This window comes from Alkalispirochaeta alkalica DSM 8900 (assembly GCF_000373545.1).
Taxonomy (GTDB): domain Bacteria; phylum Spirochaetota; class Spirochaetia; order DSM-27196; family Alkalispirochaetaceae; genus Alkalispirochaeta; species Alkalispirochaeta alkalica.
The window spans coordinates 1-15,856 of record NZ_KB891716.1 but is presented as its reverse complement, the minus strand read 5'-3'; the positions used below and the strand labels follow the sequence as shown (position 1 = coordinate 15,856).

The 15,856-nt window shown below is 50.7% G+C and carries 14 protein-coding genes; all 14 read left to right on the top strand.

Annotated features, from left to right (window positions below):
* The first annotated feature begins 223 nt into the window (after positions 1–223).
* The gene (locus tag B071_RS0109750) at positions 224–1,555 is read left to right on the top strand and encodes a lipopolysaccharide biosynthesis protein (protein ID WP_157703125.1); all 1,332 of its coding nucleotides are present in this window, start codon (positions 224–226) and stop codon (positions 1,553–1,555) included.
* A gap of 490 nt (positions 1,556–2,045) precedes the next feature.
* Complete coding sequence (locus B071_RS19650) at positions 2,046–2,942, top strand: ParB N-terminal domain-containing protein (RefSeq protein ID WP_157703124.1); 897 nt, start codon at positions 2,046–2,048, stop codon at positions 2,940–2,942.
* Positions 2,935–4,296 carry a TolB-like translocation protein gene (locus tag B071_RS0109740; protein WP_018526912.1) on the top strand — a complete coding sequence of 454 codons (1,362 nt, stop codon included), beginning with the start codon at positions 2,935–2,937 and terminating at the stop codon, positions 4,294–4,296. The genes B071_RS19650 and B071_RS0109740 overlap by 8 nt, the downstream gene beginning before the upstream one ends.
* Complete coding sequence (locus B071_RS0109735; protein ID WP_157703123.1) at positions 4,265–5,497, top strand: O-antigen ligase family protein; 1,233 nt, start codon at positions 4,265–4,267, stop codon at positions 5,495–5,497. Before B071_RS0109740 ends, B071_RS0109735 begins: the two co-directional genes overlap by 32 nt.
* 12 nt (positions 5,498–5,509) lie before the next feature.
* Entirely contained in the window at positions 5,510–6,499 is a 990-nt protein-coding gene (locus B071_RS19190; protein WP_083914796.1) for a glycosyltransferase, read from the top strand.
* Complete coding sequence (locus tag B071_RS0109730; RefSeq protein WP_215730292.1) at positions 6,496–7,683, top strand: glycosyltransferase family 4 protein; 1,188 nt, start codon at positions 6,496–6,498, stop codon at positions 7,681–7,683. The genes B071_RS19190 and B071_RS0109730 overlap by 4 nt, the downstream gene beginning before the upstream one ends.
* Complete coding sequence (locus B071_RS0109725) at positions 7,676–8,701, top strand: polysaccharide biosynthesis protein (RefSeq protein ID WP_018526909.1); 1,026 nt, start codon at positions 7,676–7,678, stop codon at positions 8,699–8,701. The genes B071_RS0109730 and B071_RS0109725 overlap by 8 nt, the downstream gene beginning before the upstream one ends.
* Positions 8,702–8,709: 8 nt before the next feature.
* Positions 8,710–9,822, top strand: a complete 1,113-nt coding sequence (gene wecB, locus B071_RS0109720; protein ID WP_245534074.1) for a non-hydrolyzing UDP-N-acetylglucosamine 2-epimerase — start codon at positions 8,710–8,712, stop codon at positions 9,820–9,822.
* Positions 9,819–10,661, top strand: coding sequence for a dTDP-4-dehydrorhamnose reductase family protein (locus tag B071_RS0109715; protein WP_026245137.1), 843 nt, complete (start codon positions 9,819–9,821; stop codon positions 10,659–10,661). Before wecB ends, B071_RS0109715 begins: the two co-directional genes overlap by 4 nt.
* Positions 10,658–11,899: a glycosyltransferase family 4 protein gene (locus B071_RS19185; protein ID WP_040588040.1), complete on the top strand. Its 1,242-nt coding sequence runs from the start codon at positions 10,658–10,660 to the stop codon at positions 11,897–11,899. Before B071_RS0109715 ends, B071_RS19185 begins: the two co-directional genes overlap by 4 nt.
* 162 nt (positions 11,900–12,061) lie before the next feature.
* Complete coding sequence (locus B071_RS0109705; RefSeq protein ID WP_018526905.1) at positions 12,062–13,207, top strand: LegC family aminotransferase; 1,146 nt, start codon at positions 12,062–12,064, stop codon at positions 13,205–13,207.
* A gap of 6 nt (positions 13,208–13,213) precedes the next feature.
* Complete coding sequence (locus tag B071_RS0109700) at positions 13,214–14,404, top strand: UDP-N-acetylglucosamine 4,6-dehydratase (RefSeq protein ID WP_018526904.1); 1,191 nt, start codon at positions 13,214–13,216, stop codon at positions 14,402–14,404.
* A 6-nt stretch (positions 14,405–14,410) separates the two neighbouring features.
* Positions 14,411–15,118: a sugar transferase gene (locus B071_RS0109695; protein ID WP_018526903.1), complete on the top strand. Its 708-nt coding sequence runs from the start codon at positions 14,411–14,413 to the stop codon at positions 15,116–15,118.
* 25 nt (positions 15,119–15,143) lie between these two features.
* On the top strand, positions 15,144–15,856 hold a 713-nt coding region (locus B071_RS0109690), incomplete at its 3' end, for a hypothetical protein (RefSeq protein ID WP_018526902.1).

Below are 15,856 nucleotides of genomic sequence, written 5' to 3'. Positions count from 1 at the left end.
CGCTGGACGTGCGTGCCCTGGCGGGGGGCGAGGCCGGCGTGGTCTACGACCTGAAAGGTATTCTGGACCGCTCCGTGGTGGATGAGCGGTTGTAGGTTGTAGGGGGATGCGAACCTCTTCCTGGACTTCTTTAGGGGACAGTCTTTGTATTCGTATGCATAGAGAGGATGAGAGCGGTGAAGCTCTACATCAAGTATGACTTGGAAGCAGCGCAGTCGGCCCTGTGGAGGATAAGATTCGCATCATTTCGCGGTTAAGAAAGAGCTCATTTATACGTAGCGTTGCATTGGTAGCTGGTGGTTCTGCCGCCGCGCAAGCGATCATGGTAATTCTCTCGCCACTGATCACAAGGTTGTATGGGCCCGACGCGTTTGGTTCGCTGCGTGTCTTTACTTCTGTCGCTGCGGTGCTTATACCTCTCGCAGGTATGGGTTACGCCGAGGCTATTGTCCTACCACGTACCGCAAGACAAGCGCGACTACTCGGAACGATATCAGTACTATCTGCTTTAGCCTTTTCTGCCTTGCTGTTATTTTCCATCGCTCTCTTTCGCTTGTCGCTTGCTGCGTATTTGGGGTTCAACGCATCGCCGTTTTTCCTTCTGCTTCTGCCGTTGGTGGTTTTGTGTGCTGTTTTCGAGAAGACAGGAAGCCAAGGCCTGATCCGGAATCGCTCCTTTCGTTTGATTTCCGGCATTGCAATAATTCAAGCACTGTTAACGGGAGTGGCTAAGGTGGGCGCTGGATTCATATACGCGAGTGTTCAGACGTTGCTGTGGATCTACATAGGCGGTCATTTTCTTCACGCCCTACTGCTACAAGGCGCTAATCGAACCGGGACTCTTCGAGAGATAGAAGGCGCTTGTCCGGTGAAAAAAGAAGAACCTAACGGTTTGTTCCAGCAACGAGCAGTTGACCTCATGCGAGAATACCGGGATTTTCCGATTTATCGGATGCCACAGCAGTTCTTGAGCGCAGTTTCCGCGAACCTTCCGGTGATCATCCTGGGGGCATACTTTGGGTCCGCGACTGCTGGCTTTTATGGGCTCGCGCTTACAGTCTTGATGCTTCCCGTTACAGTTATCTCGAGGGCTTTTTCCCAAGTTCTTCTCTCAAAGCTCACAAGCCTTGCCCATCAAGGTCAAAGATTGCTTCCGTTCATGGTCAAGACCACAACTGTTCTCGGGGCATTAGGCTTGGTTGCTTTCACTCCCGTGTGGCTATTGGGTCCTCAAATTTTCGCTTTCGCATTCGGTCAAGAATGGTACATGGCAGGTACACTGGGGCGCTGGATTGCTGTTCCAGTATTTTTTCAGTTCGTAAATCCACCAACTGTACAAAGTCTTGCGTTAACGAATAGCAACCGTTATTTATTTGCATGGTCTGTTTTAAGCACTGTAGTCAAAATCGTTGTTTTGCTCATTGCGGGTGTCATTTTTCAGAGTGGAGTCATCGCGGTGGCAGCATATTCCACGGTAGCTGCATTAGCGTATCTCGTTCGAATTGCAGGGGCCATGAAACGTGCTAATGACCCAACACGCCTCAGGTTTGCGTGAAACTGCTTTTTCATGAGAGTTTCGAGGAGATTGCTATGAGTATCATTAGCTCCGTCAGAAAACATCTTGAAAGCAGAACACTCACTTCAGCACTTTTTGGTCGACTGACTATGTTATTCTAGTTCCATCCATGGTGTAATCATCCCCACCCCTATTAACGGGGTGAGGATGATTACACAACAATAATAAAAATCTTTGATCTGTGTTGTACATGGCAATGCGTTGATCGGTGGGGTTATTGGGATGACCAGCTCCCAGATGATTCGACTCACCAGTATCAACGGGTTTGAATTGATGGAGACATCGTTCCTACGGAAATTTACCACAATCAAAGTGGAAAGCACAATTTTTCTGGCCTGTAACTGCACTGATCGGGGATGTATTACATCAACGATTCGGATGACCTCATAACTGCGGGTATAATGTGGTTTGCGTTTTCCAACGTGCTTCACGCACGCCGTAATCGAAATTGGAGTACAACAAAATGCGGATGCAACAACTTCTCCCAACTACACTCAAAAAAACTTTCAATCAGTCACTTCACAGGCTCGGGTATTATCGTCGTTTCGAGTTACCTCCGGTAGACCTCCGCGGACTCGTCGAGGGTCCGGAAGAAGCGTACCGGCGTTGCGGAGGCTTGCCATTTGTACTTGACGTACCGCTGTCCAACTGCAGAGGTATGTTGCCAGCGGCGTTTCCCTGTATCAAGGGCTCAGGACATCCCTACATCGAAACTGCAATCCAACTTCTGAACGGGAGAATTTCGTGTTATCAAGGATCGCCATTATTCTTCTACTATCAAAGCTTTCAACCGCGGGATCTATCAGAAGTCTATGGTCTTGAGTTGCGGGAGGGGCACCCCGCAAAGGCGCTTCCGCCGTTCTCGTTTGTGTTCCCTTGGGTTGGATCTCCGTCACGGTATTCGGCCCGGCGACGTAGTGCAAGCCTCGCGGCGGAGAACAAAACGCACGGACAGGCAGTTAGCGGTGATGCCGGTTGGCACAGCATCGGGCCGGTATCGCTGGAAAAGGGTGAGCTGGAGTTTGCACGGCTCGGCCACATACTCGGCGAAATTGAAGCTCATGGGTATATCCGTAGTGATGCCCTGGACGGTGACGTTTATGGGGTGGTACTCATCCACGATGACGATTTCGTTGTTACGATCGCGCCTGGTCAACATCGCATTGCAGCAATGGCAGCATTGGGCTACAAGAAAATACCGGTGCGGATTGGTGCGAAGCCGGTATCTATTGTGCGCCGGGAGACCGTAGGATCCTGGCCTGCGGTGAGGGACGGTGTAATATCCGAGATCGAAGCGTTGTCTATTTTTGATAGGGTGTTTGAAGGGCAACAACCCTTTGAGAAAGAGAGCTTCAGGAATGCATAGGAAAATTAATACATCGTCAACTAAGTGCGCCAATATGGGCCGATTGCTGATAGAGAAGATAAAAGATTTAATACGTCTCCTTCGGTTCTTTGTTTATCGTTTGCTTCCCTGTCGAACCTTGGCATTTGCCCATGAAGCCCGTTGGTTGAGTTTCGAGCAGTTGTCTGATGGGCAGAATCCCACCTTCTTCGGTTACCACGACAAGACCCCGTTCTCTGGAGATAACTCGAGGGTGCTTGCAATGAGTGTGTCGGGAGATGATACTCGCGCTGAGACGGAATGCACACCAATTCAACTTGGCTTTTTTCGACGCGCCGATGCGCCAACGAACAAGCCTCGAGATGGAAATTTCGGCGACTTTCTCCCCTTCGCCGAGACCACAACCTGGTGCTGGCAGCAGGGCTGCATGTTGCAATGGAATCCTGTTGAACCGAACAGCCAAGTGGTCTTTAACACACTCGTGAACGGGCGGTATGGCTCCGTCCTGTTCGCCATCGACCAACAATCTGTGGTTCAGGAGTACGAGTATCCAATCTACTCGCTGGATTCCGGTTTTCAGTATGCTACAACGCTTAACTTCTCTCGGCTGGGGCGCTTGCGGCCTGGTTACGGCTACGCACTCTTGCCGGACGCCACCGCTGGCGTAGCTGCACCAGAGGACGACGGCATGTTCCTTATGGATCTCGCTTCCGGTGGCCGTGAGCTCATCGTCAGGCTCGCCGATTTGGCGCAGGAAGTGCCCCAACCAGGCGCCGAACACTACGTCAACCACGCGACATTTTCGCCGGATGGCCGGTATATCGTCTTCTTTCATCTCTGGTCGCTCGAAGGTGATCGGGGCAGGGGGCTCCGGGTGCTCTGTTACGATATCGAATCGCGCACGCACCGGATTGTTGAAGACCAAAAAACGATATCTCACTACTGTTGGCGTGATTCCCAAACAATCCTCGCAACCAATTGCGACGCCGCCCGCACCTGGCGATACACGCTCTACAACGTTGTCTCCGGCGATGTGCAGGATCTCAATTTGCCTCTCGCTCAGGACGGCCATCCAATGTTTCACCCCACTAACAAGTCGCTCATCGTCACCGACACCTACCCCGACCGCCGTCGCGACCAGCACCTGCTCCTTGCAAACATCGACACCAATGAGGTGTGGGAGATAGCCGCCTTGTACAGCCCGTGGAAGTATAGGGGACAGGTGCGGTGTGATTTGCATCCACGGTGGGATCGGGGAGGGGATATGATAGTTGTTGATGAAGTCGCCACTAAGGATGGTCGAATCTTGACTGACTACCATCTACAAAGGTCGAGTCTGTACAATGATCAAAAAACGACTAAGACCGGTCGATAAGTTAACTCTAACGCTTCTGCCGTTGCTCTACATAGCGCCTACTATTTCCGGTACGGGCTATGTGTATAACCAGACACTGTTTTATATTGCCAACTTAGCTCTAATATTGACATTGTTGCATCACAAGTTCAAGAACAGAGTTAGGCTCAGACGACGTAGTTACATCATCCTCTTCGGTATCTTTTATACAATGTTAGTGCCGTTGCTGACAGGATTTGTTCTGAACAGTACCACTGTAGGAATAAACTATTTATTTATTAACTGTTTAATCTATTTTTTCTTCGCCGTGCTTTTACAGATTAAAATAGTAATAGGGTGGGAATCTTGGCTAATTGCCGTGACATTCATGGGCGCGGGATTATTGTCGACTGTTTTGGGAATTGTTTTCTTTCTTTGGCCCACTGAAATCGCAGGTATGTTGTTCGGTAGGCCAGGTTATTTTAGGATGCAAGGTGCGTTTTCTACCCCCAACCGCTTTGCAGAATCCGTCGCGGTAGGGTTTCTTTCTGTTTTATATTTATTAAATTACGATAAAAAGAAAACAGCAAAATATATCTTATCAGCAGTGTTTCTTCTTCTTGGATTAATCTGGTCAGGTAGCCGAGGAGTGCTTCTTGCCACCTTCCTTGCAACCGGATTCTACATGCTTTTTTCTAGGAGCGCCAAAAAAAAGCCATTTGTAGCATCTCTGTTTGCTTTGCTTATTGTGGTAGTCCTGTTCACTGTTATATTCTGGGAACTGTTACAGGAACTTCTTCAAGTCGAAAGACTTTTATCTGGAGATCCGGCTGTTGTAACATCAAATAGAACAGATATTTGGAGAATAGGGCTCGACCAAATAATGAATAAAAACATTTTTCTTGTAATTTTTGGAAGCGGTGCGAACGGATTTTCACAATTTTTCGGTAACGATACACATTCGGCGCAATTATATCTCCTGTTTGATTATGGCATTCTCGGTTTTACATTCGTCACCCTGCTTTTAGTGTTTGTATTCGTTGCCGCAGCAAAAAAAAATAAAAAAAATCGGAATTGCTTAGCTTATGCGGGGGCATTAGTTGTCTTCAGTTACACACGCGGATTCACGATGCCAACGGTGTACACGGGTTTTAACTTCGCATCATACGCGTTCTGGGCCGGCATACTACTTGCGCTATGCAACAGGTACGGAGCGAACAGTGTCGTACATCGGATATTCTGAACGGGAGATTTCTTGATTTTTGACCCAACACCCATAACCGTATTGATGTCGGTTTACAATGGCAAAAAATGGCTTGAAGAGGCGATCTCGAGCATTGTCGCACAGACTTTCACCGACTTCGAGTTCATAGTTGTTGATGACGGAAGTATTGACGACAGTCTGTCAATAGCTCAGAGTTGGGCAAGAAAGGACGATAGGATTGCCGTATTCTCCAAAACTAACACTGGTTTAACCGACTCTCTCAATTTTGGGCTGGTTAAAGCATCCGGTACGTGGATAGCGAGGCAAGACGCAGACGATGTTTCGGCACCCGATCGTCTTGAGCGACAGTTCTTGACTGTATCGAGAAATCCAAGACTCGTTCTGCTTGGTACGAGCTTTTCGCTAATCGATGCAAACGGGATAAATGGAAAATATTACAGTCAGCCAGAGTGTCATAAACGCCTCAAAGCGCGCTTGGTAAGTGGTGGCCGTTTTTTCCCTCATTCTTCAGCCATGTTCAGAAGAGACGCTGCAATGAATGTCGGGTGTTATCGCAGAAGATTTGACCGGTCGCAAGATAGAGACTTGTGGCTTAGGCTTTCTCAGTACGGAGAGATTGGCTGCTTAAATGAAAATCTGGTAGGAATAAGGAAACACTCGACACAGATTTCGAATCAAGATGGAGGGAGAACGCAACGTCTATGCTCACTCATGAGTCTAACAAGTAACTGCTTGCGTGGAAGAAAAATGGAAGACCCTGTTGATGCGAATGAAGAGGTTTATGGTCGTTTTAAGGCATGGCTCGAAAAACATCCAAGTGTAACACGCTTAATTGAGGCCGAGGAGGCTTTCAGTAAAGTCAGAGCATCGGCCAACAATGAAGATTTCACCAAGTTTAACCGAATGAAGACGGCTATTCTATTGTCTGTAATCGGATTTCGAGCACTTCTCGTTCGCGTAAGTATACCTCGAATGGTGCGCAGTATCGCTGCAGAGTGGTCGGGGAGAAACAAGTCTTGAAGTATATTATTGGCATTGATGCAAGTAACCTCCTTCGCGGTGGCGGTCGCACTCACATCATTGAAGTGCTTCGTGCTGTCGATGTCGGCAAGCATGATGTCGAAAAGGTTATCGTCTGGGGCGCCCCGGAAACACTTGATCTGTTGGAATATCGAGATTGGTTGCAGAAAAAGAGCCCGAAAGCACTCGGTGGTGGGCTGTTGGAACGCAGCCTGTGGCAGCGCTTTCAGCTTTCTCGCCAAGCGGAAATTGCTAAGTGTGATTTACTCTTTGTTCCAGGCGGTAACTTCACGGGGACGTTCCGACCTTATGTGACGATGAGCAGAAATATGCTTCCCTTCGAATGGCGAGAGATGCTCCGATTTGGGTTCGGACTGTTAACTATTAAGTTGTTCTTGCTACGGCTAACTCAAGCGCGAAGTCTTCGGAAGGCTGACGGTGCCGTTTTCTTGACAGAATATGCACGGAAGGCGGTTATGGCGGTCATACGCTCGATACGTGGTGAGGTCACAATTATTTCACATGGGATCAACACGCGCTTTGACCACTTGCCTCGACCACAAAGACCAATTAGCGATTACTCCGGTGCGAAACCGTACCGCATCGTCTATGTTTCGATCGTAGATCAATATAAGCACCAATGGAACGTGGTGGAAGCTGTTGGCGTACTTAGGAGAGAAACGGGTTGGCCCGTTACTCTTGATCTAGTTGGACCATCATATCCGCCTGCGCTGAAACGACTCAACGAAGCCAGAAGAAAATGGGATCCCAACAACGTTTGGGCAATCTACCATGGTGCAGTTCCGTACGATGAACTCGATAGGTTATACAAGGAGTCAGATCTTGGCATATTTGCCTCCACTTGCGAGAACATGCCTAACATTCTTATAGAGATGATGGCGGCTGGGCTTCCTATCGCATGTTCAGACCGTGGGCCGATGCCGGAAATTCTTAAAGATACCGGAGAGTATTTCGATCCCCTTTCCTCGGAAAGTATTTTTTGTGTTCTAAAGAAGCTGATTGATTCACCTGTACTTAGGACAAAGCTCTCATACGAAAGCTATGAAGAATCAAAACATTATCGCTGGGAGAGGTGTGCCGATGAGACCTTCAGTTTTCTTTCTATGATCGCGCGTAAGACTATTTCCAGCTGTGATGAAATAAAGGGGTTAGACAATGTTTGATGATCGCACTCTTCTTATTACCGGCGGCACCGGCTCATTCGGAAACGCTGTCCTCCGACGTTTCCTTGAGTCAGACCTGAAGGAAATCCGCATCTTCAGCCGTGATGAAAAGAAGCAAGACGACATGCGGCACCTCTACAAGAACGATAAGATCAAGTTCTATATTGGTGACGTGCGCAATCCAGAGAGTCTCATGGAAGCCATGCGGGGAGTGGATTATGTCTTTTCCGCTGCTGCCTTGAAGCAGGTGCCGTCTTGTGAGTTTTATCCGCTTGAAGCGGTACAGACAAACGTGGTTGGCACAGGAAACACCTTGGACGCAGCCATTGCTCGCGGTGTCAAGAAGGTTGTGGTGCTCAGTACAGACAAAGCGGTATATCCCATCAACGCCATGGGTATGTCCAAGGCGCTTATGGAAAAAGTTACTGTTGCAAAGTCGCGCAATGTAGATCCAGCCCATACAACCATGTGCTCTACGCGCTACGGGAATGTAATGGCGTCAAGGGGCTCAGTGATTCCTCTCTTTATCAGCCAAATCAAGCAAGGCCAGCCAATCACGGTAACCGACCCGGAGATGACGCGCTTCATGATGTCTCTTGATGAAGCAGTGGATCTTGTTCTGTTTGCCTTTGAGAATGCAGAGCAGGGTGACACCTTTGTAAAGAAGGCGCCCGCAGCTACCATTGGGGACTTAGCAGAGGTCATTCGTGACATCTTTGGTGCCAAAATCGAAATAAAAGTGATTGGCACCCGGCATGGAGAAAAGCTCTATGAGACTCTGCTTTCCAGAGAGGAAGCAGCTGTTGCTCGGGATATGGGGGACTTTTACCGGGTTCCGGCGGATAGCCGGGATTTGAACTACGGGAAGTACTTCGAGATTGGTGACACAGAGCTATCAAAAACTGAAGAATTTCACTCTCACAATACCTACCGCCTATCTAAGCTGGAACTACGAGAGCTGCTCTTAAGTTTGGACTATGTTCAGTATGAGCTCAAGGAATGGAGTAAATTCTTATGAGGAAGGTGGTGACGATCGTCGGTACGCGGCCGGAGCTGATTAAACTGAGTCTGGTTTTGCGAGAGCTCGACAGGGCCGTAGACCACGTTTTGGTGCACACGGGCCAGAACTACGACTATGAACTCAATCAAGTTTTTTTTGAAGATCTGGAAATTCGTAAGCCTGATCATTTCCTTGATTCAGCTGGTGACACAGCCGCCGAAACCATTTCCAACGTGATTTCCCGAGTTGATAAGATTCTTGAGCATGAAAGGCCGGACGCAGTCTTAGTCTACGGCGACACGAATAGTTGTTTGTCGGTGATTCCCGCGAAGCGCAGGAAAATACCTGTGTTTCACATGGAGGCGGGCAATCGTTGCTTTGATCAACGGGTTCCTGAAGAGCTTAATCGCAAAGTCGTTGACCATCTTTCAGACATAAATATGACTATCACCGAGCATGCGCGTCGATATTTGGTCTCCGAGGGCCTTCGGCCTGAGACCATCATCAAGGTTGGTTCCTCAATGCCGGAAATCTTTGAGCACTTTGCCGACAGAATCAGTAAATCCAGAATACTTGATCGTCTACAGCTGGTGCCCGGTGAGTACTTTGTTGCAAGTATACATCGCGAAGAGAACGTTGACAGTCACGAGACTCTTCAGCCCATTTTGTCGGCACTTGATCAGCTGTCCGAGACGTTTAACAAGAAGGTGATTTTTTCGGTACATCCTCGGACTTGCAGGAGAATTGAATCCGGTGGTTTCACGCTGCCGTCGCAAGTCCACCTCATGAAGCCACTAGGATTTTTCGATTACATCCAGCTCCAGAAGAACGCGGCCTGTGTTGTTTCTGATAGCGGGACAGTGACTGAGGAAAGTAGCCTTTTGGGGTTCCCGGCCGTGACACTGCGAACTACTCATGAGCGACCGGAGGGCATGGATGAAGGAACGGTGGTCATGACCGGTCTTGATCCGGTGTCGGTTATAGACAGTGTTGCAACGGTAATGCGTCACCACGAAACTGGTTTTCGACCCGAAAAAATTCGCGACTATCATGGAGGGAAAGTCTCTCATAAGGTAGTCAGAATTATCCTGAGCTACATAGACTATGTAAATACATATGTCTGGAAGAAGAATTCATGAGAGTACTAATCTTGGGTGCCACCGGTATGGCGGGTCACGTTATTCAGAATTACCTGTCTGCGAGTTCCAAATATGAAGTTGTTCCTGCTTCGCGCTCTGGTAGTTCCCATAGTTTTGAGGCGTCTGATCTTCCTTCCGTTGAGCGGTTGTTGCGAGCGACAAGGCCGGATTTCGTTGTGAACTGCGTTGGAGTTCTGGTACAAGCCGCGAATACTGATCCGGCGCTTGCTGTAAATGTCAATTCCCTGTTACCCCATGCGCTCGTACGCTACGGTCGTGAATTTGGTTTTCGGCTTATTCATATTTCAACTGACTGTGTATTTTCGGGCCAGCATGGCCCGTACGTGGAGTCTGATCCCACGGACGCGTGGGATTATTACGGAAAGAGCAAGGCACTTGGTGAGGTCATTGACGACAAGAATGTGACCATTCGAACTTCAATAATTGGGCCCGAGATTCGAGATGATAAGACGGGTCTCCTGGAATGGTTTTTGGCTCAAAACGGCGTGGTCCAAGGATATACACGAGCGGTCTGGAGCGGTGTTACTACGCTTGAGCTTGCAAAGTTCGTTGACCAGCTGCTTCAGAAGCCTGAGCTAACAGGTCTGGTTCATCTGACAAATGGTAAGGGTATCAGCAAGTTCGATCTCTTGTGCCTCATTCAAGAGATCTGGTCAAAAGGCGACGTCCAAATTGAGCCGTATTGTGAAAAGCGAGTTAACAAGTCTTTGGTGTCGTCGCGCAGGGATTTGGGATACGTGGTTCCCGGTTACCATGATATGCTAGCAGAATTGAAGGAAATGGGCATCTCTCGTGCCATCAAACATCAATCGAAATGAGACAACAAAACAGTTTATCTTCCCGCCGGGGCTCGCCTGCACGAGTTCTCATTGTCCATCGTTATTATCGGCCTGATAAAACACCATGCTCGGCCATCATGCACGCAATCGGGAGTCACTTAGCCGTAGAAGGATATTCGGTTGACGTTTTGACTTCCTTGCCATCGTACAGAAAGACGACTCGGGATGATCGAGTTCCTGTTCGGGAGACATCCAATGGTGTCACCATTCGGCGATTGAATCTGCCGACAGAGACAAAGAGACCAATTTGGCGCATCATAAACGCCCTTCATCTCGGCGTCAGAGTGTTTATGCGAGCATTGGTTCGCCGCTACGATGTCATTATCGCAACTTCCATTCCTCCAGTTTTGGGCGGGTTCTTCCCAGCCGTGTCTGCCCGATTCACGGGGGCACGTTTCATCTACTACTGCATGGACCTTCACCCTGAGATTGGAAGAATTTCGGGAGATTTTTCTAATCAGGTTCTATTTCGATTGCTACAACGTATTGATGAGTGGTCGTGTCGGCATGCAGATCCTGTGCTTGTGCACTCAGAGGATATGCGCCAAACCTTGTTAGAACGGCCACATGGTAGTGATTACCACATCGGAATCGTCAATAACTTTTCTCTCCCTACCGATGAAAAGAACGATCACAACCTAGGCATTAATCTCGACCTAAGTAGGAATCAATTGACAGTCGTTTATGCCGGAAACATCGGCCGGTTTCAACGCCTTGAAACGATTGTTGAAGCAATGTGTCGTCTTTCTAACCGCCCAGATATCCAGCTGATCATCATGGGTGACGGAGTCGCCAAAGAATCCCTGATTCACATGGCACAAAAGGGAAATGCAAACATCAGATTCATTGATTATCAGCCTGTAGCGGTATCCAAGGAAATCATTCAGCAGGCTGACATCGGTCTCGTCACGATTATCCCGGAGACTTTTAAATATGCATATCCCAGTAAGACGATGACATATTTAGAGCTTGGCAAACCGATAATCGCCGAGGTTGAGCAAGAAAGTGAATTGGTTGATTCTATGCAATCAAACGGCTATGGTTTTGGTGTTCCGGTAGGTAACGTTGATGCCATGGCTGATTTGCTGGTTCAGCTCTCTGATGATGCAAGCTGGAAGGGCAGTATGTCCGAAGCAGCCGTCGATGCCTTTCGAGATAACTTCGCACCTGAGGTTATTTTAGCTCGTTGGTCACAGGTGCTGGAAAATAATAAGTAATCGGGTTCATTAGTGTTAGTTGCTCAGGCGAAAACCGAACTGTTCGGTTCATTACGAAGATGCGTCACAGTTACGCTTTTCATTATTCGCGATTCGCGCATCTATCAACGGATAGCTATCGAAAGCCAATGTATTATTTAATAATCCGCCGGAGTTCAATTTATGAGACAAAAAAACATTTGTGAGTTTGTTAAAACATGCTTTGAAACACTTGATCTCCTACCACTTCACCGCCCCATCCTCGGCGATCTGGAAAAGACATATCTCGCTGAATGCATCAACAGCAACTTCGTCTCCTCCGTGGGAGCTCGGGTAAGCGAGTTCGAAGAGCGGCTGGCGGCATTCATCGGCGTGAAACGGGCCGTCGCCACGGTAAACGGCACCGCAGCGCTGCACATCGCCCTTCTTGTTGCTGGTGTCCAGCGTGACACCGAAGTGATCACCCAGCCGCTTACCTTTGCCGCTACCACCAACGCGATTGCCTACACGGGAGCTGTTCCTGCTTTTGTGGATGTGGAGCGCGAGACCCTGGGGCTGAATCCCGACGCATTGAAGGCCTTTCTCGACGCCCACGGTGAACGCTGCGGTGATTACCTTGTGAACCGGGCAACCGGTCGGCAGATCTCTGCCTGTGTACCGGTACACATCTATGGTCACCCCTGTCGCATGGACGAGATCGTTGGCATCTGCGCCGACTACAAAATTCCGGTTATCGAAGACGCTGCAGAAGCCCTGGGAAGCTACCGGGGTGACCGTCACGTTGGTGGGCATGGGCTCATGAGTACCCTGAGCTTCAACGGTAACAAGATCATCACCACCGGTGGAGGGGGTGCGGTGCTGACAAATGATGATGCCCTGGCAGATCGCCTCAAGCACCTCACCACCACGGCAAAGCAGCCCCACCCCTATGAGTTCTACCATCAGGAGGTGGGCTACAATTACCGTCTGCCTAATCTGAACGCCGCATTGGGCTGCGCCCAGATGGAGCAGCTACCGCACTTTCTTGAAGAAAAGCGCAAAATTGCTGGTGCCTATAGAGCTTTCTTCGCCGCCAGTGAGATCGAGTTTATCGACGAACCTCCCCGATGTCGCTCCAATTTCTGGCTCAACGGTATTCTCTTTCCAGACCGTGCCCAGCGAGACAGTTTTCTGGAGTATTCCAATAGTAATGGGGTCATGACCCGCCCCTTCTGGACTCTCATGCCGGATCTCCCCGCCTGTGCCGATTCCCCCTGCATGGATATACCCGTTGCCAGGGATCTGTACAACCGTGGAGTAGCCCTTCCCAGCAGCGTGCCAAACAGGTAACACCCCATGACAAATACCAATTCCCTGATAGAACGTACAAAACCCCTCTTTGAGCAGGACCTTCATCGGCACAGCGCGACACTCTCCCAGGCGGTGGCTGGCGCGCGGATTCTGGTGATCGGCGGCGCCGGTTCCATCGGCCAGGCGGTGGTGAAGGAACTCTTTGCCCGGAATCCCCGGGCGCTCCACGTGGTGGACCTGAGCGAAAACGGCCTCGTGGAACTGGTCCGGGATATCCGCAGTTCCCTGGGCTATATTGAGGGTGATTTCCGGACCTTTGCCGTTGATTATGGTCAGCCCGAGTTCGAGGCCCTGGTTGATGCCCACGGACCCTACGACTACGTCGCCAATCTGGCGGCGCTCAAACACGTTCGCAGCGAGCGCGACCCCTTCACCCTCATGCGCCTCACCCGGGTAAATGTCCTCAATACCGTTCGCTCCATCGAACTGTCGGTGAGGGGGGGGGCAAAAAAGTACTTTGCCGTCTCATCCGACAAAGCGGCAAACCCCTTCAATATGATGGGTGCCTCCAAACGGATCATGGAAATGTACCTGGCCACTCATGGGGACGCGATACCTGTTTCCACCGCACGGTTTGCCAACGTGGCCTTTTCCAATGGTAGCCTGCTGGATGGTTTCCGTTACCGCCTTCGCAAGAACCAGCCCCTGGCAGCACCCTCAGACGTGAAGCGCTACTTCGTCACCGAGGAAGAAGCGGGAAGACTGTGTCTTCTGTCTATCATTCTGGGGAACAACCGGGACATCTTCTTTCCCAAAGCACCGGAAGAACTGCATTTGGTGAGCTTCGCCGATATCGCTCGGCGGTTTCTTCTCTCCCAGGGGTTTGAGCCGCATCTGTGTTCTTCAGAAGAGGAGGCTCGGGAGTATCTCCAGACAAACCCCGGCAACGGCCGCTGGCCGCTGTTTACCTTTACCAGCGACACCACCGGCGAAAAACCCTTTGAGGAGTTCTACACAAACCAGGAAGATGTGGACTGGAATCGTTTCTCCGAGGTTGGTATAGTACAGAATGATCTGGGTACGGGGAGCGAGCTTCTGGATCGCTTTTATACGCGGATTAATGATCTCCTGGCTGCAGGAACCTGGACAAAGGACGATCTGGTGGAGGCCTACTCGTGGTTGCTGCCCCACTTTGCTCACAGGGAAACAGGCCGGTCCCTGGACGAGAGGATGTAACAGGCAATGACGTTCTACGTGTGCATCAAACGGGTGGGGGATATTCTCCTCTCCCTGGCAGCAATTATTATTCTCTCTCCTGTGCTTCTTGTGAGCGCCCTTCTCTTGCTGTGTACGGGCGAACACCTTGTACTCTATCGCCAGCGTCGGGTTGGCAAGAATTATCGCCCCTTTAACATCTACAAGTTTGTTACCATGCGTTCCGACAGTGAAAAATCCGGCACCATCACCGCAAAGAACGACCCCCGGGTCCTCCCGGTTGGCAGAGTACTAAGAAAGACCAAGATCAACGAGTTGCCACAGCTCTTCAATATTCTCTTTGGTCACATGTCTGTCGTGGGCCCCCGGCCGTTGGTGCGGTCAGAAGTGGATATGTACCCCGAAGATCTCCGCCAGATCGTCTACGCTGACAACCAGCCCGGGCTCACCGGTATGGGGTCCCTCTTTTTTCGGAACGAGGACGACCTGCTCGCTGCCACGGGAAAGGAACCGGCGACCGCCTATCGGGAAGACATCATGCCCATAAAAGGCGCTCTGGAGGCTTGGTATCGGGATCACAAGGGGTTTGCGGTGGATTGCAAGATTGTTGTGCTTACAGCCTGGGCCGTACTCCACCCGGGCTCCGCTCCGGTAATAGAGAGTTTCCGGAACGCCCCCGGTTTTCCGGAAAAAGAGCTCACCGATTATCGAACCCTGCTCGCCCGCATAGGGTGAACCCCGTAGAACCTGGAGGATCCCCATGTCAGATAACACCCCCACCCACCTTCCCCCGGAGGACGACGAAATAAGCCTGGTAGACCTGGCCGCCGTAATCTGGCGCTGGAAGCTGCTCGTCCTGGGCCTTCCCTTCCTGGTCGGTCTGGGTACGGTCATCTACGCCGTTATCTCCATCGTTCTGCCTCCGGAGACAAGCCCCATGCCTAACGTCTTCCGCCCCCAGGCCCTGGTCCTCATGGGCGACGGCGGAAGCAGCCAGAACGCCGCCCTGGCCGCCCTGGCCCAGTCCGGTCTGGGCAACCTGGCCGGCCTCGCCGGTGCGCGTGGCGGGGGGCAGGGTGAACTCGCCAAGCGGCTCCTCACGGGCAACACCATCGTGGACCACATCGTCCGGGAGTTCCAGATCATCCAGCGCCACCAGATCGAGGCGGCAGCCCGGGACAACGCCCGCAGACTCGTTCGGGACAAAATGAGCGTCGACTACGACCTGGCCACGGGAATCCTCTCGATCTCCTACGAGGATATCGACCCCGCCTTCGCCAGCGAGGTAGTAAACCGCCTGGTAGAGCTGTTGGACCGCCGTTTTGCCACCATCGGTAGTAACCGCTCCGTCCGCGAGGTGGAGCTCCTGGAGCGCAAGCTCTCCGAGGTGGAGCAGGAGATCGCCTTCTTCGAGGAGGAGATCAAGGCCTTCCAGCGCCGCCACGGCACCATCAGCCCCGACGCCTACGCCAC

Excerpts from the sequence above, each read along its gene's own strand:
- B071_RS0109700 (WP_018526904.1), top strand. The coding sequence starts at position 13,214 with ATGACAAATACCAATTCCCTGATAGAACGTACAAAACCCCTCTTTGAG.
- B071_RS0109735 (WP_157703123.1), top strand. The coding sequence starts at position 4,265 with ATGATCAAAAAACGACTAAGACCGGTCGATAAGTTAACTCTAACGCTT.
- B071_RS0109740 (WP_018526912.1), top strand. The coding sequence starts at position 2,935 with ATGCATAGGAAAATTAATACATCGTCAACTAAGTGCGCCAATATGGGC.
- B071_RS19650 (WP_157703124.1), top strand. The coding sequence starts at position 2,046 with ATGCAACAACTTCTCCCAACTACACTCAAAAAAACTTTCAATCAGTCA.
- B071_RS19185 (WP_040588040.1), top strand. The coding sequence starts at position 10,658 with ATGAGACAACAAAACAGTTTATCTTCCCGCCGGGGCTCGCCTGCACGA.
- B071_RS0109695 (WP_018526903.1), top strand. The coding sequence starts at position 14,411 with ATGACGTTCTACGTGTGCATCAAACGGGTGGGGGATATTCTCCTCTCC.
- B071_RS0109725 (WP_018526909.1), top strand. The coding sequence starts at position 7,676 with ATGTTTGATGATCGCACTCTTCTTATTACCGGCGGCACCGGCTCATTC.
- B071_RS0109715 (WP_026245137.1), top strand. The coding sequence starts at position 9,819 with ATGAGAGTACTAATCTTGGGTGCCACCGGTATGGCGGGTCACGTTATT.
- B071_RS0109705 (WP_018526905.1), top strand. The coding sequence starts at position 12,062 with ATGAGACAAAAAAACATTTGTGAGTTTGTTAAAACATGCTTTGAAACA.